Genomic DNA, 22,253 nt, shown 5'->3' on the forward strand with positions numbered 1-22,253 from the left:
CCGCAGGCTATCGGCTCGCAGTGACAATGCGACGGGCCGACGGGGTGTGTCCCCGTCGGCCCGTCCACGGAAGCTGCGTCGCGAGGCGCGGCTCAGGCGTCGACCTTCTCCATGACCTCGTCCGACACGTCGAAGTTGGCGAAGACGTTCTGCACGTCGTCGCTGTCCTCCAGCGCGTCGATGAGCTTGAAGATCTTGCGGGCGCCCTCTTCGTCGAGGTCGACCTGCATGGTGGGCAGGAAGTTGGCCTCGGCCGAGTCGTAGTCGATGCCCGCCTCCTGGAGCGCGGTGCGGACCGCGACCATGTCGGTGGCCTCGCTGACGACCTCGTAGCTCTCACCGAGGTCGTTGACCTCCTCCGCGCCCGCGTCCAGGACAGCGCCCAGCACGTCGTCCTCGGACAGCTCGCCCTTGGGGACGATGACGACGCCCTTGCGGTGGAACAGGTACGAGACCGAGCCCGGGTCGGCCATCGAGCCGCCGTTGCGCGTCATGGCGACACGTACGTCGGAGGCGGCGCGGTTGCGGTTGTCGGTGAGGCACTCGATGAGCACCGCGACACCGTTCGGCCCGTAGCCCTCGTACATGATCGTCTGGTAGTCGACGCCGCCCGCTTCGAGACCGCCACCGCGCTTGACCGCGGAGTCGATGTTCTTGTTCGGGACCGAGCTCTTCTTCGCCTTCTGGATCGCGTCCACAAGGGTCGGGTTGCCCTCGGGGTCCACACCGCCGGTGCGGGCCGCGACCTCGATGTTCTTGATCAGCTTCGCGAAGAGCTTGCCGCGCTTGGCGTCAATCACGGCCTTCTTGTGCTTCGTCGTAGCCCATTTAGAGTGGCCGGACATCTGCCTTCTCCTTCGCGTCACCAAATTCCGTACGAACCCGAGAGATCCTACCGGGGTCGAGTCAGCCCGATGCGCGCACCATGTCGACGAAGTACGCGTGAAGCCGGTGGTCACCGGTCAGTTCGGGATGGAATGACGTGGCAAGGGCGTTTCCCTGCCGTACCCCCACGATATGGCCGCCGTGCTCGGCGACGACCCGGGCCCGCGCGCCCACGGATTCGACCCAGGGGGCCCGGATGAAGACGCCCTCGACCGGACCGCCGTCGATTCCGGCGACCTCGACGGCCGCCTCGAACGACTCGTTCTGCCGCCCGAAAGCGTTACGGCGCACGATCATGTCGATGCCGCCGATGGTCTCCTGGCCCGAGCGCGGGTCGAGGATCTTGTCGGCGAGCAGGATCATTCCGGCGCAGGTGCCGTAGACCGGCATCCCGGCGGCTACGCGTTCGCGCAGCGGTTCCAGCATCCCGAAGAGCGTGGCCAGCTTGGACATCGTGGTGGACTCGCCGCCGGGGACGACCAGGCCGTCGACCTCGGCGAGTTCCTCGGGCCGCCGGACCGGCCTGGCCAGGGCATCCGCCGAGGCCAGGGCGATCAGGTGTTCCCGTACGTCGCCCTGGAGGGCCAGGACTCCGATCACAGGGGTGTCGCTCATCAGTGACTACCAGCCGCGGTTGGCGTAGCGCTCGGTCTCGGGCAGGGTGTCGCAGTTGATGCCGACCATAGCCTCGCCCAGGTTGCGGGAGGCGTCCGCGATGATCTTCGGGTCGTCGAAGAACGTGGTGGCCTTCACGATGGCGGCGGCGCGCCTGGCCGGGTCGCCGGACTTGAAGATGCCGGAGCCGACGAAGACGCCCTCGGCGCCCAGCTGACGCATCAGCGCGGCGTCCGCGGGGGTGGCGACGCCGCCCGCGGAGAAGAGGACGACGGGCAGCTTGCCGAGCTCGGCGACCTCCTTGACCAGCTCGTACGGGGCACGGAGGTCCTTGGCGGCGGCGTACAGCTCGTTGTTGTCGTAGCCGCGCAGCCGGGCGATCTCGTTCTTGATCTGGCGCAGGTGACGGACGGCCTCGACGACGTTGCCGGTGCCGGCCTCGCCCTTGGAGCGGATCATGGCCGCGCCCTCGGCGATGCGGCGCAGGGCCTCGCCGAGGTTGGTGGCGCCGCAGACGAACGGGGTGGTGAAGGCGAACTTGTCGCTGTGGTTGACCTCGTCGGCCGGGGTGAGCACCTCGGACTCGTCGATGTAGTCGACGCCGAGGGACTGCAGGATCTGGGCCTCGACGAAGTGTCCGATGCGGGACTTCGCCATGACCGGGATGGAGACGGCCTCGATGATCTCCTCGATCATGTTCGGGTCGGACATGCGGGCCACGCCGCCGTCCTTGCGGATGTCGGCCGGCACCCGCTCCAGGGCCATGACGGCCACGGCGCCCGCGTCCTCGGCGATCTTCGCCTGCTCGGCGTTGACGACGTCCATGATCACGCCGCCCTTGAGCTGCTCGGCCATGCCGCGCTTGACGCGGGCTGTGCCGGTCGCCGGGGAGTCAGCGGACTGCGGGGTGGTGGGAAGCGTGGACACGGATCGACCTCACTGGGAGAAGAGACGCTGGGCGTGCATGGGGGTGATGCACTGCCGAGCAAACGCTCCGGGACCGGTCCACAGCAAGGGCCAATAGGAGGCCGGTGGATCGTTTTGGCCTGGCGGCAAGCGGGCCGGGGCCGTCCTCCCTGCTGCCGCTCGCGCCGCGGACGTCAGCTGACCGGACGCGCGGCGAGGGCGACCGGCGGCTCGTCGTCCATCTCGAAGGCGAGCGGGAACGGGGCGTGACCGGCCAGCCGGAACCAGCGCACCGTGCGGTGGCGGCGCAGCGCTCGGGCGGCCCGCACCGCGTCGTTGTGGAACCGGCGTGCCATCGGGACCCGGCGGACGGCGGCGGCGAGCTCGGCCGCGGCCTCCTCGCCGCCCGGGATCTCCTGCACCGCCTCCACCTGCGCCGGTTCGCCGAACACCGCGCGCAGGGCGGTGCTCAGTTCGCTCTCGGCGACCTCGCGGTGCTCCTCCTCGGCCTGACGGGCGGCGTGCGCGGCCTCGTACAGGACGATGGAGGCGGCCGGGTCGAGGACGCCGGACGTGGCGAGTTCCTGGGTGACCGAGGCACGGCGCAGCAGTTGTGCGTCGAGCGCGGCGCGGGCCGCGTCGATACGGGTGTGCAGCCGGTCGAGCCGGCCGGCGGTCCAGCTGAGATAGAGGCCGATCGCGACGAGGACGACGGCGGTCCAGATGAGGGTTTCGGTCACGGGCCGAAGGCTACCGGTGACCGGGGACCGTACGGCCGCCTCGGCCGGCCGCAGAGCCTGCGGGAGATCCGCCGGGAAGCCGGAGACGGCTCAGGGGCTGCCGGGCGGCCCGGCGGCCGCTCAGTCCCGCGCCAGCCCGAACCTGGCCCGCAGCCCGGTGCGTTCGTCGGCCGCGACCGACGCGGCCCCGTCCGCCACCGTCTCGTACACCGCGAGGATGTCCGCTCCCACGGTCGACCAGTCGAAGCGCCGTACGTGTGCGCTGCCGCGCTCGCGCAGTTCCGCGCGCCGCTCCGGGTCGCCCAGCAGCCGGACCGCGGCCGCGGCCAGCGCGTCCGCGTCCTCGTTGGCGAACAGTTCGCCCGCCGCCCCCAGGTCCAGGACCTGCGCGAAGGCGTCCAGGTCGCTGGCCAGGACCGGCGCGCCCGCCGACATGGCCTCGACCAGGATGATGCCGAAGCTCTCGCCGCCGGTGTTGGGCGCGACGTACACGTCGACGCTGCGCAGCAGCCGCGCCTTGTCCTCGTCGCTCACCATGCCGAGGAACTCGACCCGCTCGCGCATCTCCTTCGGCAGCGAGGCGACGGCCTCCTCCTCGTCGCCCCGGCCGGCCACCAGCAGCCTGGTGTCCGGGCGGGCGGCCAGGATCGCGGGCAGTGCCCGCATCAGGACGGGCAGGCCCTTGCGGGGCTCGTCGATGCGCCCGATGAAGCCGATCGTGCCGCCCTGCCACTCGGGTCTGGGCTCGGCGGCGGCGAAGAACCCGACGTCGACGCCGTTCGGGATGACGACGGCGTCTCCGCCGAGATGCTCGACCAGGGTGCGGCGCGCGTACTCGCTGACCGCGATGCGCGCGCTGATCTTCTCCAGTGCCGGCTGGAGGATCGGGTAGGCGGCGATCATCGCCCGGGAGCGCGGATTGGACGTGTGGAACGTGGCGACGATCGGCCCCTGCGCGGCCCAGCAGGTCAGCAGCCCCAGCGAGGGCGAGGTCGGCTCGTGGATGTGGATCACGTCGAACGTGCCGTCGTGCAGCCAGCGCCGCACCCGTGCCGCGGACAGGAAGCCGAAGTTCAGCCGGGCCACGGAACCGTTGTACGGGACGGGCACGGCCCGGCCCGCGGACACCACGTACGGCGGGAGCGGCGTCTCGTCGTCGGCCGGGGCCAGCACGGACACCTGGTGGCCGAGCCGGATCAGGTGCTCGGCCAGATCACGGATGTGGAACTGGACCCCGCCCGGTACGTCCCAGGAGTACGGGCAGACGATGCCGATCTTCACTGCTGGTCTCCGAGGGGTTCGAGGTCGGCGAGCCAGAGCCGTTGCAGCATGTGCCAGTCCTCCGGGTGCTCGGCGATTCCCAGGGCGAAGGCGTCGGCCAGCGCCTGTGTCATGACAGACGTCCGCTGCGCGCGGTCACCTGAGCCGGGGACCTCGACGGGTGGATGAATCCGCGCCTTCATCACCGGCGTGTCGTCGTAGTGGAGCGTGACCGGCAGCAGCAGCGCACCGGTCTGCTGGGCGAGCAGCGCCGGACCGGCCGGCATCCGGGCCGTGTCGCCGAAGAACGTCACCTCGACGCCGGAGGCGGACAGATCGCGGTCGGCGACCAGGCAGACCAGTCCGCCCGACCGCAGCCGCTGCGCCAGCGTGCCGAACGCGGTTCCTCCGTTGTGCGCCAGGACCTCCATGCCCAGTCCCTCGCGGTACGCCACGAACCGGTCGTACAGCGACTCCGGCTTCAGCCGCTCGGCGACCGTGGTGAACGGGACCTTCAGATCCGTGGTGACCCACGCGCCCGCCAGGTCCCAGTTCCCCAGGTGGGGCAGGGCGAGGACGACGCCGCGCCCGGCGTCGAGGCCCTCGGTCAGCCGGTGCGTGTCCGCCACCTCTATGGAGTCCTTGATCCGCCGCGCACTCCAGGTGGGCAGCCGGAACGACTCCATCCAGTACCGCATGTACGAGCGCATCCCGGCCCTGGACAGCTCGGCGAGGCGGGCCGGGCTCGCGTCCGGCACGACCCGCGCCAGATTCGACTCCAGCCGCAGCACGCTCTTGCCGCGCCGCTTCCACGCCTGGTCGGCGATGGTACGGAAGAGCGCCCGCGCGGCCGGTTCGGGAAGCTTCTTGACCGCGGCCCAGCCGAGTCCGTACAGCCCGTCGCTGATCCGTTCCTTGGGGCCGGGCCTCGCGTCCCCGGGGGCGCGGCTCACTGCGTGGCCTCGCTCCCCCGGTCCACCGCGGCCGACTCGGCGGCGGCCGCGTCGGCCTCCGCGGACTCGCGGCGCACCGTCACGACTCGCTGCACGAGCGTCACCAGGCTGCCCGCCGCGACGAACCAGAGCGCGATCGGGAGGAGGTGCTCGATCCAGGGCACTCCGAACGTGTGCAGTCCGGCGAGCCCGGCCGCCACGAGGGAGATCACCAGCCGCTCGGCCCGCTCCACGAGCCCGTTGACGGCGACCGGCAGACCGATCGACTCGCCGCGTGCCTTGGTGTACGAGACGACCTGACCGCTCGCGAGGCAGAAGATCGCGACCGCGCACAGGACGTTGTCGTCGCCGCTGCCCGCGTACCAGAGGGCGAAGCCGGCGAAGATCGCCCCGTCGGCCACCCGGTCGAGCGTCGAGTCGAGGAACGCGCCCCACCGGCTGGAGATGCCGGCCTGCCGCGCCATGTTCCCGTCGACGAGGTCGGAGAAGACGAAGATCGTGATGACGATCGTGCCCCAGAAGAACTCCCCCATCGGGAAGAAGACCAGCGCACCTGCCATCACCCCGGCCGTGCCGATCAGAGTGACCGCGTCAGGACTCACTCCGAGACGGAGCAGCAGTGCGGCGAACGGCGTGAGGACACGCGTGAAGAATGCACGCGCGTACTTGTTCAGCATGGCCTTCCCGAGGGTTCGGTGGGCCGCATGGCCCCATCGGCCACCGGCTGGCCCATCGTAGTCACGACTGCCGCATTCCACCGTCCGGGCACCCCTGGGCACCATCGGGCTCCTGCCCCGTGGCTGCCCGGATCCTGTCGCGGCGTGCGACGTATGGACGGAACCGGGACACAGTGGAAAGCTCGGAAGTACCGCGGGCGTCGCCGAAGCCGCCGCGGCGGCTCCCCTCTGCCCGTGCCCCACTCCCCATCCCGCGCCCGGCGGTTCTCCCGCCCCGCGCCACCATCCGGGAGGAACGCACCATGGGCGACAAGGCACACGCGCACACCGGGGCCGCCGGAAGAGCGGCGACGGCCGACCACCCCTCCTCCGTACGGAACGTGGTGCTGGTCGGCCACAGCGGTTCGGGCAAGACCACCCTCGTCGAGGCCCTCGCACAGACCGCGGGCGCGGTCAACCGGGCCGGCCGGGTCGAGGACGGCAGTACGGTCTCCGACCACGACGGGATCGAGCACCGGCAGCAACGCTCCGTACAGCTCTCCCTGGTCCCCGTCGAATGGGGCGGGATCAAGATCAATCTGCTGGACACCCCCGGCTACGCGGATTTCGTCGGGGAGCTCAGGGCCGGTCTGCGGGCGGCGGACGCGGCCCTCTTCGTTGTCTCGGCGGCCCAGGAGGCCGACGCCGTGGCCGGTGCCACCCGTGCCATCTGGGAGGAGTGCGCGGCCGTCGGTATGCCGCGCGCCATCGTCGTCACCCACCTCGACACCGCCCGCACCCCGTTCGACGCGATGACGCGGATCTGCGGGGAGATCTTCGGCGGCGACGACCCCGACGCCGTGCTCCCGCTCCACCTGCCCGTGCACGGCCCCGAGGGCTCCGACGGCCACGCCCCGCTGACCGGGCTCACCGGGCTGCTCTCCCAGCAGATCTTCGACTACTCCGGGGGCGAGCGGAGCGAGAACCCGCCCGCCGAGGCCCAGCGGGCGCCCCTGTCCGACGCCCGCGACCGGCTCATCGAAGGGATCATCGCCGAGAGCGAGGACGAGACCCTGATGGACCGCTACCTCGACGGCGCGGACATCGACATCAGGACACTCGTCGACGACCTGGAGCGCGCCGTCGCACGCGGCACCTTCCACCCCGTCCTCACCGCCGCCCCCGCCGCCGAGGGCGCCCGGCAGGGCGTCGGCACCGTCGAACTCCTCGACCTGATCACCGGCGGCTTCCCGACCCCGCTCGAACGCCCGCTGCCCGGCGTGACCACCCTGCACGGGGCCCCGCTCCCCGCCCTCGGCCGCGACGCCCGGGGACCGCTGCTGGCCGAGGTCGTCAAGACGGCCTCCGACCCCTATGCCGGCAGGCTCTCCCTGGTGCGCGTCTTCTCCGGCACCCTGCGCTCCGAGGACACCGTGCACGTGTTCGGTCACGGGCTCACCGGCCCCGGCCACGAGGCCCGCCCCTTCCACGAGGCCGAGATCCGCGTCGGCGCGCTCTCCTCCCCGTTCGGCAAGCAGCAGCGCCCCCTCACCGAGTGCATCGCCGGGGATCTCGCCTGCGTCGCCCGGCTGGGCACCGCGGAGACCGGCGACACCCTGTCCGACCCGGACCGTCCGCTGCTGATGGAACCCTGGACCATGCCCGACCCGCTGCTGCCACTCGCCATCGAGGCACACGGCAAGGCGGACGAGGACAAGCTCTCCGAGGGCCTCGCGCGGCTCGTGGCCGAGGACCCCACGATGCGTCTGGAGCAGAACCAGGACACCCACCAGGTGGTCCTGTGGTGCCTCGGCGAGGCCCATCTGGACGTGGCACTGGACCGGCTGCGCAGCCGGTACGCGGTCCAGGTCGACGCGGTCCCCCACCGCGTCGCCCTGCGCGAGACGTTCTCCGGCCCGTCCACCGGACGCGGCCGGCACGTCAAACAGTCCGGTGGCCACGGTCAGTTCGCCATCTGCGAGATCGACGTCGAGCCGCTGCCACCGGGCTCCGGCATCGAGTTCGTCGACAAGGTGGTCGGCGGATCGGTGCCGCGCCAGTTCATCCCGTCCGTCGAGAAGGGCGTCCGCGCGCAGGCCGCCCACGGTGTCGCCACCGGACACCCGCTCGTCGACCTGCGGGTCACCCTGCGGGACGGGAAGTCCCACTCCGTGGACTCCTCGGACGGCGCCTTCCAGACCGCCGGCGCCCTGGCCCTGCGCGAGGCGGCCGCGGACACCCGCATCCAGCTGCTCGAACCCGTCGCCGAGATCCGCGTCCTCGTCCCCGACGACTGCGTCGGTCCGGTGATGAGCGATCTCTCGGGCCGCCGCGGCCGGGTGGTCGGCACCGAGCAGTCCGGGCCCGGACGCACCCTCGTACGGGCCGAGGTGCCGGAGCTGGAGATCGGCCGGTACGCGGTCGACCTGCGCTCCCTGTCCCACGGCGCCGGCCGCTTCGACCGCTCGTACGCCCGCCACGAAGCCATGCCCGCACAGCTCTCGGACCGTATGCGCGAACAACAGCACAACGGGACGAACGGTATGTAGCACCCCGCGTCCACCACGGTTGTCCACAGGGCCGGACACCGTGTCGATCCGGACGATACGCTGTGGTCCCAGCTCAGAAAGTGTGCCGGGCACGGCAGTTGGGAATCAGCCGCACGAGCGGTTCCTTGGCGGGCGAGTGGGGGCGACAGTGGCCAACGACGGATTCGATTTCTCTCCAGGAGCGCAGATTCCGCTCCAGGGGGCGGCGGGAGCGGCGGTGGCGACGAACGCCCTCGCCTCTGCCGCGTACCGCGACAGCCCGGTGGACGAGATCCTCAAGGCCAACAGCGAGTGGCACAAGTCCGAGGTGAAGGCCGGCCGGTCCAAGCTCTTCAAGTCGGACTACTTCAAGCCCAACCTCGGCGAGGCCTTCTCCCGCGCCGTCCAGGAACGCACCCTGGGCGGCGCCCGCGGTGCGCTCATCCAGTCCTTCGGCAGCGATCCGCAGACCGTCGTCGAGCACTGCCTGTCCGCGTCCCGGCTCCGCAAGGCGCGCGACACCAAGCTCACCGTGGTGACCGCGCTGTTCGGCTTCCTCTTCCTGCCCGGAATGCTGCTGTGGGTCCTCGTGTTCCGGCTGCGCGACGGTCTCACCAACACCAAGGACAAGGGGCTCTCCGTCGTCGGCAACGCCCTGTTGCCGATCATCGGGATCGCCGCGGTGTTCCTCCTGATCAAAATGCCCCTCAACGGCTTCCTGGGGCTCTACGTACGCGCCATGGTCGTCGCCCCCGTCATCGGCTGGCTGATCGCCAAGCGGATCGCCGAGACCTCCGCCCAGGACATGCGCGTCCGCTGGGAGGGGCTCCTCTCCGGCGGCGGTGTCGTCGCCAAGATCCCCGAAGCCGTACCGAAGAACCCGAGCGAGACCGCCCGCGAGGCCCTCCGGCAGGGCCTGGAGAAGCTCTCGGCCGAGCAGCAGTCCAACTCGGTCTTCTACGCCGGCCCCAAGGGCATCCTCGGCATGGGCACCCGCTGGGGCAGCTGGCAGCTCGCGGAGGACCTCGTCTCCAAGGATCCAGGCAAGGAGTTCCACCAGTTCCGCAGCTGGGACCTGGTACGCGTCATCCACGACCAGCTCAAGATGCTGGAGCGCGGCCCGCTGAACACGGGCGGTTTCCCCAAGCCCTCGGTCACGCACTGGATCGTGTCGCCCGTCGGTGAGAACGCCGGATCGGTCTCCCGCCCGGAGGGCGAGGACGTCGCCACCTTCCAGGTGAAGCCGCACGAGATACAGCGGATCTGCAACCACCAGCAGTTCGGCGGCGGCGACCGCCATTACCTCGGCGTCCAGTTCACCCTCTGGGACGGCCAGCTGGTCATCACGATGATGATCACCGTCACCGTGCTCTTCGAGACCTTGCGCATCGAGGTCACCGGACACGCCCTCGGCCCGGTCCACTCCCTCTTCACCAGCAAACCCGCCGCCAAGACGAAGACGGTCAACAAGACCGTCAAGTTCTGGGAGACCCGCAGCATCACGCTGGCGCTGGTCGAGTCCAGCGAGGTGGTCCGCCTCGCCCTGCGCGCCCCGTTCACCTGGTACCCGCCGTTGCTCGACTACCTCGGCGGCAAGATTGCGCTGCCGGAACCCTTCGGGCTGCGGCACGCCTGGGCCGAGAAGCCGTGGCGCCACCGCTTCATGGCGGACGACGCGATGCGTGCGGCCACGCCCGTCCTGCGCGTGGTGCACAACGCCGTCATCAAGGTGCTCGACGAGAACGGCGTCGACACCGAACGCTTCGGCAACCGCTCGTCGACGCTGAGCGGAGCCGTCCAGGACCCGACCCCGCGCAAGGCCGACCTGTACGACGCGTAGACACTCCCGCACGAACACGCAGGGCGCCCCGGGCAACCGGGGCACCCTGCGCGGAAGCCGAGGGGGACACCGGACCAGACGGACCAGACGGCCGACCGGACCGGACGGATCAGACGGATCAGACGGATCAGACGGGCCAGGCGTCGGCCAGCATCTTCCGGGTGTCGGCCAGCAGCTGCGGCAGCACCTTGGTGTGACCCACCACCGGCATGAAGTTGGTGTCGCCGCCCCAGCGGGGCACCAGATGCTGGTGCAGGTGCGCGGCGATGCCGGCGCCGGCCACCGCGCCCTGGTTCATACCGATGTTGAACCCGTGCGCGCCCGACGCCGCACGCAGCGCGGTCATCGCACGCTTGGTGAAATCGGCGAGCTCCACCGTCTCCGGACCGTCCAGCTCGGTGTAGTCCGCGACGTGCCGGTACGGCACCACCATCAGATGCCCACCGTTGTACGGGTAGAGGTTCAGCACGGCGTAGACCTTCTCGCCGCGTGCGACGACGAGCCCGTCCTCGTCCGACATCGAGGGAATCGCACAGAACGGACAGCCGTCGCCGGCCTCCGGACCGGTCGGCTTGTTCTCGCCCTGGATGTACGCCATCCGGTGGGGCGTCCACAGGCGCTGGAACGCGTCGGGCGTCCCCACTCCGATCTGCTGCTCGGGCTCACTCGTCATGCCGATCAGCATATTGCTTACCCCGTGCGGAGCGTGTCGCCGGGGCCGGACCCGCCCCCGCCCCGCGATGCTTGGCCGATGAGCGACCGCCCCACGGCCCAGCCCACTCCCGCTCTGACCCGATGGGAGCAGCGAGCGGAGGCGCCGCTCTTCGTCGCCTCGATGCTGTTCCTGCTCGGCTACGCGACCCGTGTCCTCGCCCCGCGCGACGCCGAACCCTGGCGCGACATCTCCCTTCTCCTGGTCGGCGCCACCTGGCTGCTCTTCGTCATCGACTACGCCGTCAGGGTCCGGCTCAGCGGTCTCGGCCTCCGTTTCGTCCGGGTGCACTGGCTGGACACGGTGGTGCTCCTCCTGCCGCTGCTGCGGCCCCTGCGGATGGTCAAGGTCTACACGGCCGTCCAGAAGCGCCGCGACGAGCCCCGGCTGAGCCTGTACGCCCGCGTGATGTCGTACGCCGGCATGACGTCCGTGCTGCTGGGTGTCTCGGCCGCCCTGGCCGTCTACCGCCTGGAGCGCGATGCCCCGGGTGCCTCGATCCGGACCTTCGGCGACGCGGTCTGGTGGGCGTGCGCGACGCTCACGACGGTGGGGTACGGGGACGCCGTGCCGGTGACGCCGCTGGGCCGGGTCGTGGCAGCGGGTCTGATGGCCTGCGGGCTGGCGCTGCTGGGAGCGGTGACGGGTTCGTTCTCGTCGTGGCTGATCCAGGCGTTCCGCCGGGAGGACGAGAAGGGGCCCCCGGCGAGCGGATAGCTCGCCGGGGGCCCCGTCCGTGACCGGTCAGACCTGGACGCGGTCCTCGACGGCCTTCGCGATCTTGGCGAGGGCGTCCTCGACGGGGATGCCGTTCTCCTGCGAACCGTCGCGGTAGCGGAAGGAGACGGCGCCGTTGGCCATGTCCTCGTCGCCTGCGATGATCATGAACGGCACCTTGGCCCGCTGCTGGTTGCGGATCTTCTTCTGCATCCGGTCCGACGAGGCGTCCACGTCGACCCGGAGCCCCTGCTTGCGGGCCTTGGCGGCGAATTCCTGGAGGTACGGGATGTGCGCGTCGCCGATCGGGATGCCGACGGCCTGGACCGGGGCCAGCCACACCGGGAACGCACCCGCGTAGTGCTCGAGCAGCACCGCGAAGAAGCGCTCGATGGAACCGAACAGGGCGCGGTGGATCATGACCGGGCGCTGCTTGGTGCCGTCGGGGCCGGTGTACTCCAGGTCGAAGCGCTCCGGCAGGTTGAAGTCGAGCTGCACGGTCGACATCTGCCAGGTCCGGCCGATGGCGTCCTTGCACTGCACCGAGATCTTCGGGCCGTAGAACGCGGCGCCGCCCGGGTCCGGGACCAGCGGCAGCCCCTGCTTCTCCGCGACCAGGCGCAGCGTCTCGGTGGCCTCGTCCCAGGCCTCGTCCGAGCCGACGAACTTCTCCGTGTCCTTGGTGGAGAGCTCCAGGTAGAAGTCGGTCAGACCGTAGTCGCGGAGCAGGTTCAGGACGAAGGTGAGCGTCCGGTCCAGCTCCTCGGCCATCTGCTCCTTGGTGCAGTAGATGTGCGCGTCGTCCTGCGTGAAGCCGCGCGAGCGGGTCAGGCCGTGCACGACGCCCGACTTCTCGTACCGGTACACGGTGCCGAACTCGAAGAGCCGAAGGGGCAGTTCACGGTAGGAACGGCCGCGGGCGTCGAAGATCAGGTTGTGCATCGGGCAGTTCATCGGCTTGAGGTAGTAGTCCACCCCGTCGTCGAGCTGCATGGGCGGGTACATGCCGTCGGCGTACCAGTCCAGGTGGCCGGACTTCTCGAAGAGCTTGCCCTTGGTGGCGTGCGGCGAGTAGACGAACTCGTAGCCCTCCTCCTCGTGGCGGCGCCGCGAGTAGTCCTCCATGGCCCGGCGGATGACGCCGCCCTTGGGGTGGAAGACCGCGAGGCCGGGGCCGATCTCGTCCGGGAAGGAGAAGAGGTCCAGCTCGCTGCCGAGCTTGCGGTGGTCGCGCTTGGCGGCCTCCTCCAGGAACTCCAGGTGCGCCTTCAGCTCGTCCTTGGTGGGCCAGGCGGTGCCGTAGATGCGCTGGAGCATGGGGTTCTTCTCGCTGCCGCGCCAGTAGGCGGCCGCGTTGCGCATCAGCTTGAACGCCGGGATGAACCGGGTGGTCGGCAGGTGCGGACCCCGGCAGAGGTCCTTCCAGCAGAGGTCCCCGGTCTTCGGGTCGAGGTTGTCGTAGATGGTCAGCTCGCTGCCGCCCACCTCGACGTCCGCGCCGTCGTCCGTGGAGGCGGAGCCCTTGATGCCGATGAGCTCCAGCTTGTACGGCTCGTCGGCCAGCTCCTCGCGGGCGGCCTCGTCCGTCACGACCCGGCGGGAGAACTTCTGGCCCCGCTTCTGGATCTCCTGCATCTTCTTCTCGATGGCCTTGAGGTCCTCGGGCGTGAACGGCGTCTCGACGTCGAAGTCGTAGTAGAAGCCGTCCTTGACCGGCGGGCCGATGCCGAGCTTGGCCTCGGGGTGCAGCTCCTGCACGGCCTGCGCCATGACGTGTGCGGTGGAGTGCCGGAGGATGTCCAGGCCGTCCTGGGAGGAGATCAGGACGGGCTCGACGGTGTCGCCGTCGGCGACCACGTACGCGAGGTCCTTCAGTTCACCGGCGATGCGGGCGGCGACGACGGTGCGCTCGCCGGGGAAGAGCTCGGCTGCCGTAGTGCCCGTCGTCACCACGCGTTCTTCCCGCTCGGAATCGCGCTGGATGATCACACGGACGTCTGACACCGGTCTCTCCTGACTCAGGGGGTGCACCGCATTCCTCTTGCACGTGCACGGGGAATCGTACCGAGCCGACACCCCTCTTAGCGAAAGCGCCGGATTCGGCGGCCTCCGCCGGGCTGCTCCCCGGTGCGGGCCTCCTCGAAATGGTCGGCGTTCTCCTGCTCACCGGTGCCCTCGACGGCCCGCGGCCGGGACTGACCCCACACGCCCGGCGCTACCGATCCGTCGGCGCCACCGCAGCGGGCGGCCCGCATACGGCGTACCAGGCAAAGGGTGCGGGTATCACCGAACCGGGCAGGGGAAATCACGCCATCTGCCGCTCGGGCGCGAGGAGTTCGGGGATGACTCATTGGTACGAGGGGCCACTGGCCGCTTTTGACACAGAGACGACGGGGGTGGACGTGGAGGGGGACCGGATCGTCTCGGCGGCCCTCGTCCTCCAGGACGGCGCCGGCGGGCGGACGCGGGTCACCCGCTGGCTGGTGAATCCGGGGGTGCCGGTGCCCGCGGGAGCGACGGAGATCCACGGGCTGACCGATGACCACCTCCAGCGCAACGGGCGGTGGCCCGCGCCGGTGGTGGAGGAGATAGCGAGGGCCCTGGCCGAGCAGAGTGCGGCCGGCCGGCCGCTGGTGGTGATGAACGCGCCGTTCGACCTGACGCTGCTGGACCGGGAGCTGAAGCGGCACCGGGCGTCGTCGCTGGCCGGCTACCTGGGGACCACGCCGCTGTGCGTGCTGGATCCCCGGGTGCTCGACAAGCATCTGGACCGCTACCGCAAGGGCCGGCGCACGCTCACGGATCTGTGCGAGCTGTACGGGGTGGTGCTGGACGGGGCGCATGACGCGGCGGCCGATGCGGCGGCGTCGCTGGAGCTGGTCCGGGCGGTGGGGCGGCGGTTCGCCACCCGGCTGGAGCGGCTGACCCCGGCGGAGCTGCACACGCTCCAGGCGGTGTGGCACGCCGCCCAGGCGCGTGGTCTGCAGGCCTGGTTCACCAGGAGCGGCACGCCGGAGACGGTGGACCCGGCGTGGCCGTTGCGTCCGGAGCTGAGCGCCGCCGCGTGAGCGGGTGTGCGCCCGGGGCTCCACGAGAAACCGCCGCGGAGCCGGACACGCAGAGGCCGGTCCGTCGGTGTCGCTGACGGACCGGCCTCTCCCGGGGTGGGCGATACTGGTTTCGAACCAGTGACCTCTTCGGTGTGAACGAAGCGCTCTCCCACTGAGCTAATCGCCCGGGAACGGGTTGAACCATACAGGGCTCTGCGGGTGTGGTTCAAACCGCTTCCAGCCGCGCCGCGAACCCCCGGCGTCCGGCCCGCATCATCAGGGCGTGATTGGCCCGGAACACCGGGCGCCCCGGCAGCGCGAGCAGCCGCATCAGCCTCTTGCGCACCTCGACCTCCTGTTCGTACGTGGCGCGGCTCCCGGTCCCGCGCGGGACGACGGTCCAGCGGGCCCAGCCTTCGAGGTCGCCGCTGACGGCGACTTCGAGGATCCCGGCGACCGGGTCCCGGCGGCGTTCGCTGACCGTGATGACGAGGTCGTACGGGAGCAGGGAGCGGATGCGGGTGGTGCCGGAGGTGCCGTCGACCGGAGTGACCTCGCGGATCTGCGGCCACCATCGCGGGTACTGCTCCACCTGTTCCAGGAGCCGGTACACGGCACCGGGCGAGGCGTCGAGGTCCCAGATGCTTACAAAACGGTAGTGACTCCAGTCCATGCGTCCAGGATGCGCATACTCAGCGGGGGAACTGAGTATCCGTGCGCATGTCCGAATGCGTGACCGCCGCCACACTCGCGTTCATGGAACATCTGCCGCCGCCTGCCGAGGAATTGGCGCTCCTCGACCACGAGCTCGCCGGGCTGGACCTGCGCCGGTCCCAGCTGCTGCACCGTCGCGCCTGGCTGCTGAGCGTCCTGCGGACGCCCGGCCCGCTGCTGGCCGCATCACCTCCCGCGCCCTCGTTCCCGCCGCCTGCGGGCCGCCCCCCGACGCCGTTCGCGGCTCCGGGCCGGCCGCCCGTTCCCGCGGTCCGCACCCGTGGTGCGCAGAATGCACTGCTCGTGCTCGGCGGACTGCTGCTGACGATCGCGGCCATCGCGTTCACCCTGGTCGGCTGGGGCCAACTGGGAATCGGCGGCCGCTCGGCGGTTCTGGCGACCGTCACGGCGGCAGCCCTGGCCGCGCCTGCCGTGCTGCTGCGCCGGGGGCTGTCCTCGACGGCCGAGTCGCTCGCGGCCCTCGCCTCTGCCCTGATGGTGCTGGACGCCTACGCGCTGCATGAGGTGGCGCTTCCGGGGACGAGCGGCCTGGGCTTCGCGGCGGCCGCCTCGGCGGTGCTGGCCGTGCTGTGGGCGGGGTACGGGCTGCTGCTCGGCGGGCTGCGGCTGCCGCTGCCCGCCGCGGTGCTCGGCGCGCAGTTGCCGCTGCTGCTGTGGGCGTGGGCGGAGCGGGCGGACGTCCTGGTGTTCGCCGGCGCGCTGCTGGCGACGGCGGCGCTGGACTGTGTGATCGCGGTGCGGGGCAAGGGGATCGCGGTACGGGTGACGGCCGGCTCCGGCCTCTGGGTGACCGGTGGGGCGGGGCTGTTGCTGGCACTGGTGAAGTCGCTGGTGGCCGATGCGCCGGCGGGCGCGGTGGCGCCGGGTGCGCTGCTGCTGGCGGGCGCGGCGATCGCGCTGTGCGGGGCCCGGCGGGCGCCGGCGGCGGTCGCGGTGGCCGGTGGTCTGGCGGTCGTGGCCGGCGTCGCCGGAGTGGTGGTCGCGGGGGTGCCCGGTGGCTGGGTGGTGCCGGTGTACCTGCTGTGCGGCGCGGCGCTGCTGGCCGGTGTACGGGCGCCGCTGGGGCGTCCGGCCGGGCAGGGGCTGGTGTGGGCTTCGGGCGTGGTGGCGGCGGGGTCGGTGCTGTTCTCGCTGCCGCCGGTCGTGGTGTCGCTGACGGGTCCGGTGGTGCAGCTCGGCCGGGTGTGGTCGGGCGCGCCGCACGGCGGTGCCCGGGGCGCGACGGGTGCGGCGGGACTGCCGTGGACGGAGATGGCGTCGGCCCCCGTCGTACTGCTCGTGGTGGCCGCGGTGCTCGGGTTGGCGTACAGGTCGTGGGAGGGCGTGCTGCGCTGGGCCGGGCCGGCGCTCTCCCCCGGTCCCTCGGCGCGGGGTGCTGTCGGGGTGACGGCTCCGGTGCTCGGCTGGGCGGGACTGGCGGTCCTGCCGGCCGCTCTGGACGCCTCGTACGCGGTGGCCGTCTCGGTGCAACTGGTACTGGCCGCCGCCGTGTTCGCGGTGGCGGTGGTCGGACTGCGGCGGGGGACGACGGGGGTGGCGCTGACGGCGTCGGTGTGCGGAGCCGTGGGTGCGGTGGACGTGACGCTGCTGTCACTGAGCACGGAGGCGGCCACGTACGCGGTGTTCGGGACGTTGCTGGTGGCGCTCGTGGCGGCCGCGGTCGCGCTGGAGGTTCCCGTGGTCCCGGCGTCGCGGCCGGACCGGGTGCCGGCGGCCGTGCAGGCGGTGGCGGCGTGCGCGGCGGTGCTCTGCGCCGTCGTACTGGCCGGTGCGTGCGGTGCCTCGCTGGGGCTGGCCGCGCATCGGGCGGCCCCGCTGCTCCTGGCGGTGCCGGCGGTGACCGTGCTGCTGGGCGCCCGGCTGAAGGCGCACGCGGTGGCGCTGCCGGTCGAGCTGACCGGCGCCGCGGCGGCGCTGCCCGCCGTGGGCATGGCAGTGGGCGACCTGCCGTTCCTGGCGCTGGTGCTGGCCCTGTGCGCGGTGCTGGCGGCCGGCACGGCGTTGCGTCCGGAGCGTCGGCCGGTGGCCGGATATCTGGCGACGGCGCTGTTCGTGACGGCGTCCTGGGTCCGGCTCTCGGCGTCCGGGGTGTCGTCCCCGGAGGCGTACACCCTGCCGGTGACCGTGGCGGCGCTGGTGATCGGCGTGCTGCGCCGGCGCCGTGATCCCGCCGCGTCGTCGTGGACGGCGTACGGGGCGGCTCTGGCGGCGACGCTGCTGCCGTCGCTCCTCGCCGCCTGGGCCGATCCGCACTGGCTGCGGCCGCTGCTGCTCGGTGCGGCGGCGCTGCTGATCACGCTGCTGGGGGCGCGGTGGCGGCTGCAGGCCCTTCTGGTGCTGGGCGGTGCGGTGCTGGCGCTGGACGCGTTGCACGAGCTCGCGCCGTATGTCGTCCAGGTGGTGGGCGCGATGCCGCGCTGGGTGGCTCCGGCGCTGGCCGGGGCGCTGCTGCTGGCGGTCGGGGCGACGTACGAGAAGCGGCTGCGCGACGCCCGGCGGCTGAGGGACGCCCTGGGCCGCATGCGGTGACGTGACCGTGTGGCCGGCCCGGGGTGCCCACGGAGGCCTCGGGCCGGCAGGTGGCCGCCGATGAGCGCGAGGTTCTCGATGGCGGCGAGTCCGTACAGCGGGGTGTCGTTGGTGCAGACCCGGTTGGCCTCGCTGCCCGGGACGGTGGTGACCGGGCCGCTCACCTTCTCGGCCTTCCAGGGGGCGGACTCCCGGTGTCCCGTCGCTGTTGCGGAACGTGTCCCAGGCCCGGGTGGCGAGCTTCTCTCCGCCCGTCTGCACGGCGGCGTACGCGTACATCCGGGAGTGGGCCGGAAGAGGAGCAGGGAGCCGAAGTCGGAGCCGTAGCGGGCTTTCTGTTCCACCTTGGTGGCGTTGAAGCAGCGGCAGTAGTCGAGGTACGCCTCCTTGAACTCCGGCAGGTCGACCAGGCCGATGAGTTCGGCGCACAGTTCACCGAGACCGAAGACGCCGGACAGGCGGGAGACGCTGACGACGGGTTCGGCGGCGACGGCGAACTTCCCGGTGTCCAGGCCGTAGCGGCCGCTGCCCTGGACGAATCCGTAGCGCAGGTGGGCGTACCGGACCCAGAGGTCGCGCGGCAGTTCTCACAGCGCACGCGGGAACGCCGACGGCCCGGAAGCTTCAAGAAGCTTCCGGGCCGTCGGTCCGGGGTGGGCGATACTGGGTTCGAACCAGTGACCTCTTCGGTGTGAACGAAGCGCTCTCCCACTGAGCTAATCGCCCCGGGCGCACGCCAAACATTACCCCATGTCAGCGGCGCCCCCCGACCGGCTCCGGGTCACTCGTGGATCTTCCACGGCATGACGATTCCGAACTTCCACACATAGATCCCCACGAGCACCGCGATGATCACGAGGCCGATCACGGTGAGCGCGATGTTGCGCCGCCGGACCTTGGGATCCAGGGCCCGCTTGGCGGCTTCGGTGACCTTCCGCCGCGTCCAGCGCAGCACCAGCTGCGCCCAGACGAACTCGGTCGCCCAGATCGCCATGCCGCCGAAGATCACCAGCCACCCGGGGCCGGGCAGCGGCAGCATGATGATGCCCGCCACCACCACGGCGAGCCCGACCAGGAACACGCCGACCTGCCAGCTCAGGTGCAGCGCCCTGGAGGCCTTGATGAACCCGGGCGCCCTGGAGCCGAGCTCCGGGCCCTCTTTCGTCACATCCGGCGTGACGTCCCCCGTCCCGCCGCCCGCCACGTCCCCCGTCGCGGGCTCCCGATCCGCCGAGGCGGCGGCTCCGTCCCGCTCGTCACTCTCCGCATTCATGGGGGTCAACCTACCGGAACGGCTTTCGTCACTGGAATGGCCGCATGACCCAAAGTTACACACCGCTGTACGAGCTAGCCGAAGGATCACAAAACGGTCAGAGGGGTTTACAACGCCACCGTAGGTGGCATGTCGATTTCGCCGACGTGCGAATCCCCGAGCGCACACTGAGCGAAAGGCCCTGGCGCTTATGAACACCACGGTCAGCTGCGAGCTGCACCTGCGCCTCGTTGTGTCGAGCGAGTCCTCACTGCCTGTACCCGCGGGCCTGCGGTATGACACGGCCGATCCGTATGCCGTGCACGCCACCTTCCACACCGGAGCGGAGGAGACGGTCGAGTGGGTTTTCGCCCGCGACCTCCTTGCCGAGGGGCTGCACAGGCCCACCGGCACCGGAGACGTCCGCGTCTGGCCATCCCGTAGTCACGGCCAGGGCGTCGTCTGTATCGCACTGAGCTCCCCGGAGGGCGAAGCCCTGCTCGAGGCCCCGGCACGGGCCCTGGAGTCGTTCCTGAAGAGGACCGACGCCGCGGTTCCGCCGGGTACCGAGCATCGTCACTTCGATCTCGATACGGAGCTCTCACACATCCTGGCGGAAAGCTGAGCCAGGCCGAGAACTGCACGACGCCGTCCGACTCGGGGAGACGGCGTCGCGCGGACAACCTCATACGGCAGAAACCGGCGCCGTCACCACGGAATCCACCGTGGTGACGGCGCCGGTCCGTGTGCGCCGGCTCCCGCGTCCCGGCCGTGGACGCCCCTCCCGGCCTCCACGGCCCCGCCGGCCGGGCGGGGTCGGTAAGCGCCCCCCAGGGACGCCAGAGGCCTTCTCGGGCCTCTGGAAGCGGAGGCCGAGCCAGTAGAGTCAGCCCGCATCGGTGGGCGCCCCGCCCGCCGGAGGCCAGGGAGCGAAAGCGTGCTGATCCCACACGACACCCGGATCGCCCTCGACACGGTGGTCGATCTGGTGAACACCGCGCCCGAGAGCGCACAGCCGGAGGACGGGGCGCGGGCCGACGGGCTCGCCGGTATCCCCGCGCTCTACGCGTTCGCCGGGCGCCATCGTCTGAGCGGGGTGAACGAGCTCGACGAGAAGGACCTGCGGGCCGTGCACGACGTACGGGCCAGGTTCGCGGCCGTCTTCGCGGCCTCCGACGCACAGGTCGCCGCCTCGCTCGTCAACTCCCTGGTGGCCGCCGCGGGCACCACGCCGCAGCTCAGCAACCACGACGGCTACGACTGGCACGTGCACTACTTCGCGCCCGACGCCTCGATCGCCGACCACCTGGCGGCCGACTGCGGGATGGCCCTCGCGTTCATCATCGTGGCGGGCGAGACGGAGCGGCTGCGGCGCTGCGAGGCGCCGGACTGCCGGCACGCCTTCGTCGACCTCTCCCGCAACCGCTCCCGCCGCTACTGCTCCAGCCGCACCTGCGGTAACCGCTTGCACGTCGCCGCGTACCGGGCGCGCCGCAGGGAAGCGGCCGGCGAGCCGCTCACAGCACGAAAAGATCATGCAACGCGGCCATCAGCAGCAAGCCGCCGATCACCGTGAGGAAGATCATCAGAGGGGGCTGGGAAAGCGCGAAGAGGCAGCCACGCGGCTCTTCGGCGGGGGGTGCGGGGGCATCGCCCCGGGAGGTGTCCACCATCTCCGGACGATCATGACCCAGTCCGGTCCCCGTTGGTGATCAACATGCCCTTTTGTCACGGGAGTTCAACCCCTACGTGGTGCCCGCAATCGCTCCGGTGTCCGACCTTCCGTCACGTATTCGGGAATTCCCCCGCTCCCCCGCCGCGTCGCCGGTCAGTCCAGGTCGCGCAGCATACGCAGCTGTACCCCGCGGTGGGCCGAACCGCCGCCCTCGTGGTTGTTCCAGGGGTAGACCTCGATCTCCTTGGGGCCTGCCCAGTGGTTGTAGGCGGCGAAGACGGTGGACGGCGGGCAGATGGTGTCCATCAGGGCCACCGAGTAGAGCGCGGGCACCGTCGCCCGGAGGGCGAAGCTGATGCCGTCGAAGTACGAGAGGGTCCGGAACACCTGCTCGGAGACGCCGTTCTGGGCGGACAGGAAGCGGACGATCTCCTGGTAGGGATCCCGGTCGGTGATCTCCACGGCGCGCCGGAAATGCGTCAGGAACGGTACGTCGATGAGCGCGGCCCTGACGTGGGGGCTGAGGCCCGCCACCGCCTGCGCGATGCCGCCGCCCTGGCTGCCGCCGTGGACGACGATCCGGTCGGGGTCGACGGCCGGGTGGGTACGGGCGGCCTCGACGGCGCGCACCGCGTCGGTGAACACCCGTCGGTAGTAGTACGCGTCGGGGTCGAGGATGCCGCGGGTCATGAAGCCGGGCGACTGCGGATTGCCGCCGCCGTGCGGATCAGGGGTGGAACCCGGCGAGTTGTTGTTGACGGCGCCCTGGCCCCGGGTGTCCACGAGCAGGGTGGCCCAGCCGGCGGCGGGCCACACCAGGTGGTCGTGCGGCAGTCCGCGCCCGCCGCCGTATCCCAGGTAGTGGACGACCGTGGGCAGCGGCCCCTCGGCGCCGGCGGGCACGTTCAGCCAGGCCCGTATGCGGTGCCCGCCCCAGCCGGCGAACGACACGTCATGGGCGACGACGTTGCTCAACGCGGCGTCGTGCACCGTGAACTCGGCGTCCAGCGGGTGCGCGGACGCCTCTTCGAGGGTGCGCCGCCAGAAGGCGTCGAAGTCGTCCGGCTCACCGGACTCGGGCCGGTAGGAGCGGAGTTGGTCCAGGGGCATGTCGAACAGGGGCACGGCGTCTCCGTTTCGGGCAGGCGGAAGGGAACCGCAGGGGGAACGGCAGGGAGGAACGAGGGGCCGGGCGGTGGC

General features: G+C 71.2%; 18 protein-coding genes, 2 tRNA genes and 2 pseudogenes. 7 read left to right on the forward strand and 15 right to left on the reverse strand.

From position 1 onward, the window contains the following. Positions 1–92 precede the first annotated feature (92 nt). From ACIQM0_RS12030 to pgsA, 7 genes are all read right to left on the reverse strand, one after another. Positions 93–845, reverse strand: a complete 753-nt coding sequence (locus ACIQM0_RS12030) for a YebC/PmpR family DNA-binding transcriptional regulator (RefSeq protein ID WP_363027697.1) — start codon at positions 843–845, stop codon at positions 93–95. Positions 846–906: 61 nt separating this feature from the next. Next, positions 907–1,500 (reverse strand): pyridoxal 5'-phosphate synthase glutaminase subunit PdxT, encoded by a 594-nt coding sequence (pdxT, locus tag ACIQM0_RS12035; RefSeq protein WP_385032418.1) that lies wholly within the window; start codon positions 1,498–1,500, stop codon positions 907–909. 6 nt (positions 1,501–1,506) lie between these two features. Beyond that, a complete protein-coding gene (gene pdxS, locus ACIQM0_RS12040; protein WP_401285878.1) occupies positions 1,507–2,427 on the reverse strand; it encodes a pyridoxal 5'-phosphate synthase lyase subunit PdxS in 921 nt (306 codons plus the stop codon). Between the two features lie 173 nt (positions 2,428–2,600). Then, on the reverse strand, positions 2,601–3,146 hold the full coding sequence (locus ACIQM0_RS12045; RefSeq protein WP_401285879.1) for a hypothetical protein: 546 nt from the start codon (positions 3,144–3,146) through the stop codon (positions 2,601–2,603). Positions 3,147–3,266: 120 nt separating this feature from the next. After that, positions 3,267–4,427 (reverse strand): glycosyltransferase family 4 protein, encoded by a 1,161-nt coding sequence (locus tag ACIQM0_RS12050; protein WP_363027691.1) that lies wholly within the window; start codon positions 4,425–4,427, stop codon positions 3,267–3,269. Then, entirely contained in the window at positions 4,424–5,359 is a 936-nt protein-coding gene (locus ACIQM0_RS12055) for a phosphatidylinositol mannoside acyltransferase (RefSeq protein ID WP_363027689.1), read from the reverse strand. Before ACIQM0_RS12055 ends, ACIQM0_RS12050 begins: the two co-directional genes overlap by 4 nt. Further along, on the reverse strand, positions 5,356–6,036 hold the full coding sequence (pgsA, locus tag ACIQM0_RS12060) for a phosphatidylinositol phosphate synthase (RefSeq protein ID WP_401285880.1): 681 nt from the start codon (positions 6,034–6,036) through the stop codon (positions 5,356–5,358). Before pgsA ends, ACIQM0_RS12055 begins: the two co-directional genes overlap by 4 nt. 302 nt (positions 6,037–6,338) lie before the next feature. Between pgsA and ACIQM0_RS12065 the strand changes: the two genes are divergently transcribed. Together ACIQM0_RS12065 and ACIQM0_RS12070 are read left to right on the forward strand one after the other, a co-directional pair. Next, positions 6,339–8,564, forward strand: coding sequence for an elongation factor G-like protein EF-G2 (locus ACIQM0_RS12065; protein WP_401285881.1), 2,226 nt, complete (start codon positions 6,339–6,341; stop codon positions 8,562–8,564). A gap of 148 nt (positions 8,565–8,712) precedes the next feature. Next, a complete protein-coding gene (locus ACIQM0_RS12070; RefSeq protein WP_401285882.1) occupies positions 8,713–10,383 on the forward strand; it encodes a hypothetical protein in 1,671 nt (556 codons plus the stop codon). Between the two features lie 127 nt (positions 10,384–10,510). Here the strand turns inward: ACIQM0_RS12070 and ACIQM0_RS12075 are convergent, their stop codons facing one another. Further along, positions 10,511–11,068: an HIT domain-containing protein gene (locus ACIQM0_RS12075; protein WP_145762438.1), complete on the reverse strand. Its 558-nt coding sequence runs from the start codon at positions 11,066–11,068 to the stop codon at positions 10,511–10,513. Between the two features lie 66 nt (positions 11,069–11,134). Between ACIQM0_RS12075 and ACIQM0_RS12080 the strand changes: the two genes are divergently transcribed. After that, a complete protein-coding gene (locus ACIQM0_RS12080; protein ID WP_401285883.1) occupies positions 11,135–11,812 on the forward strand; it encodes a potassium channel family protein in 678 nt (225 codons plus the stop codon). 27 nt (positions 11,813–11,839) lie between these two features. On the opposite strand, the gene thrS is transcribed toward ACIQM0_RS12080, so the two are convergent. After that, on the reverse strand, positions 11,840–13,816 hold the full coding sequence (gene thrS, locus ACIQM0_RS12085) for a threonine--tRNA ligase (RefSeq protein WP_401285884.1): 1,977 nt from the start codon (positions 13,814–13,816) through the stop codon (positions 11,840–11,842). A 338-nt stretch (positions 13,817–14,154) separates the two neighbouring features. Here thrS and ACIQM0_RS12090 point away from each other — a divergent pair, with 338 nt between their 5' ends. Further along, positions 14,155–14,880, forward strand: coding sequence for a 3'-5' exonuclease (locus ACIQM0_RS12090; protein WP_401285885.1), 726 nt, complete (start codon positions 14,155–14,157; stop codon positions 14,878–14,880). A gap of 97 nt (positions 14,881–14,977) precedes the next feature. Here the strand turns inward: ACIQM0_RS12090 and ACIQM0_RS12095 are convergent. Then, positions 14,978–15,049, reverse strand: a tRNA-Val gene (locus ACIQM0_RS12095). Between the two features lie 39 nt (positions 15,050–15,088). Beyond that, the gene (locus tag ACIQM0_RS12100) at positions 15,089–15,535 is read right to left on the reverse strand and encodes an SRPBCC family protein (RefSeq protein WP_401285886.1); all 447 of its coding nucleotides are present in this window, start codon (positions 15,533–15,535) and stop codon (positions 15,089–15,091) included. Positions 15,536–15,618: 83 nt separating this feature from the next. Here ACIQM0_RS12100 and ACIQM0_RS12105 point away from each other — a divergent pair, with 83 nt between their 5' ends. Then, on the forward strand, positions 15,619–18,126 hold the full coding sequence (locus tag ACIQM0_RS12105) for an SCO7613 C-terminal domain-containing membrane protein (RefSeq protein WP_401285887.1): 2,508 nt from the start codon (positions 15,619–15,621) through the stop codon (positions 18,124–18,126). Between the two features lie 59 nt (positions 18,127–18,185). Here the strand turns inward: ACIQM0_RS12105 and ACIQM0_RS12110 are convergent. The 3 genes and pseudogenes from ACIQM0_RS12110 to ACIQM0_RS12120 all read right to left on the reverse strand — a co-directional run. After that, positions 18,186–18,710 (reverse strand): annotated as a pseudogene (locus ACIQM0_RS12110) (Tat pathway signal sequence domain protein); the annotation flags it as partial. 70 nt (positions 18,711–18,780) lie between these two features. Further along, positions 18,781–18,852, reverse strand: a tRNA-Val gene (locus ACIQM0_RS12115). A gap of 55 nt (positions 18,853–18,907) precedes the next feature. Then, complete coding sequence (locus tag ACIQM0_RS12120) at positions 18,908–19,399, reverse strand: TIGR02611 family protein (RefSeq protein ID WP_401285888.1); 492 nt, start codon at positions 19,397–19,399, stop codon at positions 18,908–18,910. A gap of 190 nt (positions 19,400–19,589) precedes the next feature. On the opposite strand from ACIQM0_RS12120, the gene ACIQM0_RS12125 reads away from it, so the two are divergent. Both ACIQM0_RS12125 and ACIQM0_RS12130 read left to right on the forward strand, forming a co-directional pair. Beyond that, complete coding sequence (locus ACIQM0_RS12125) at positions 19,590–20,003, forward strand: SsgA family sporulation/cell division regulator (protein WP_003959770.1); 414 nt, start codon at positions 19,590–19,592, stop codon at positions 20,001–20,003. 312 nt (positions 20,004–20,315) lie between these two features. Then, a pseudogene (locus tag ACIQM0_RS12130) lies at positions 20,316–20,888 on the forward strand (CGNR zinc finger domain-containing protein); the annotation flags it as partial. Positions 20,889–21,206: 318 nt separating this feature from the next. Here the strand turns inward: ACIQM0_RS12130 and ACIQM0_RS12135 are convergent. Further along, the gene (locus ACIQM0_RS12135; protein ID WP_401285889.1) at positions 21,207–22,178 is read right to left on the reverse strand and encodes an acetylxylan esterase; all 972 of its coding nucleotides are present in this window, start codon (positions 22,176–22,178) and stop codon (positions 21,207–21,209) included. Positions 22,179–22,253: the final 75 nt, after the last annotated feature.

Origin of the sequence: Streptomyces sp. NPDC091387 (genome assembly GCF_044756945.1) — a bacterium.
Taxonomy (GTDB): domain Bacteria; phylum Actinomycetota; class Actinomycetes; order Streptomycetales; family Streptomycetaceae; genus Streptomyces.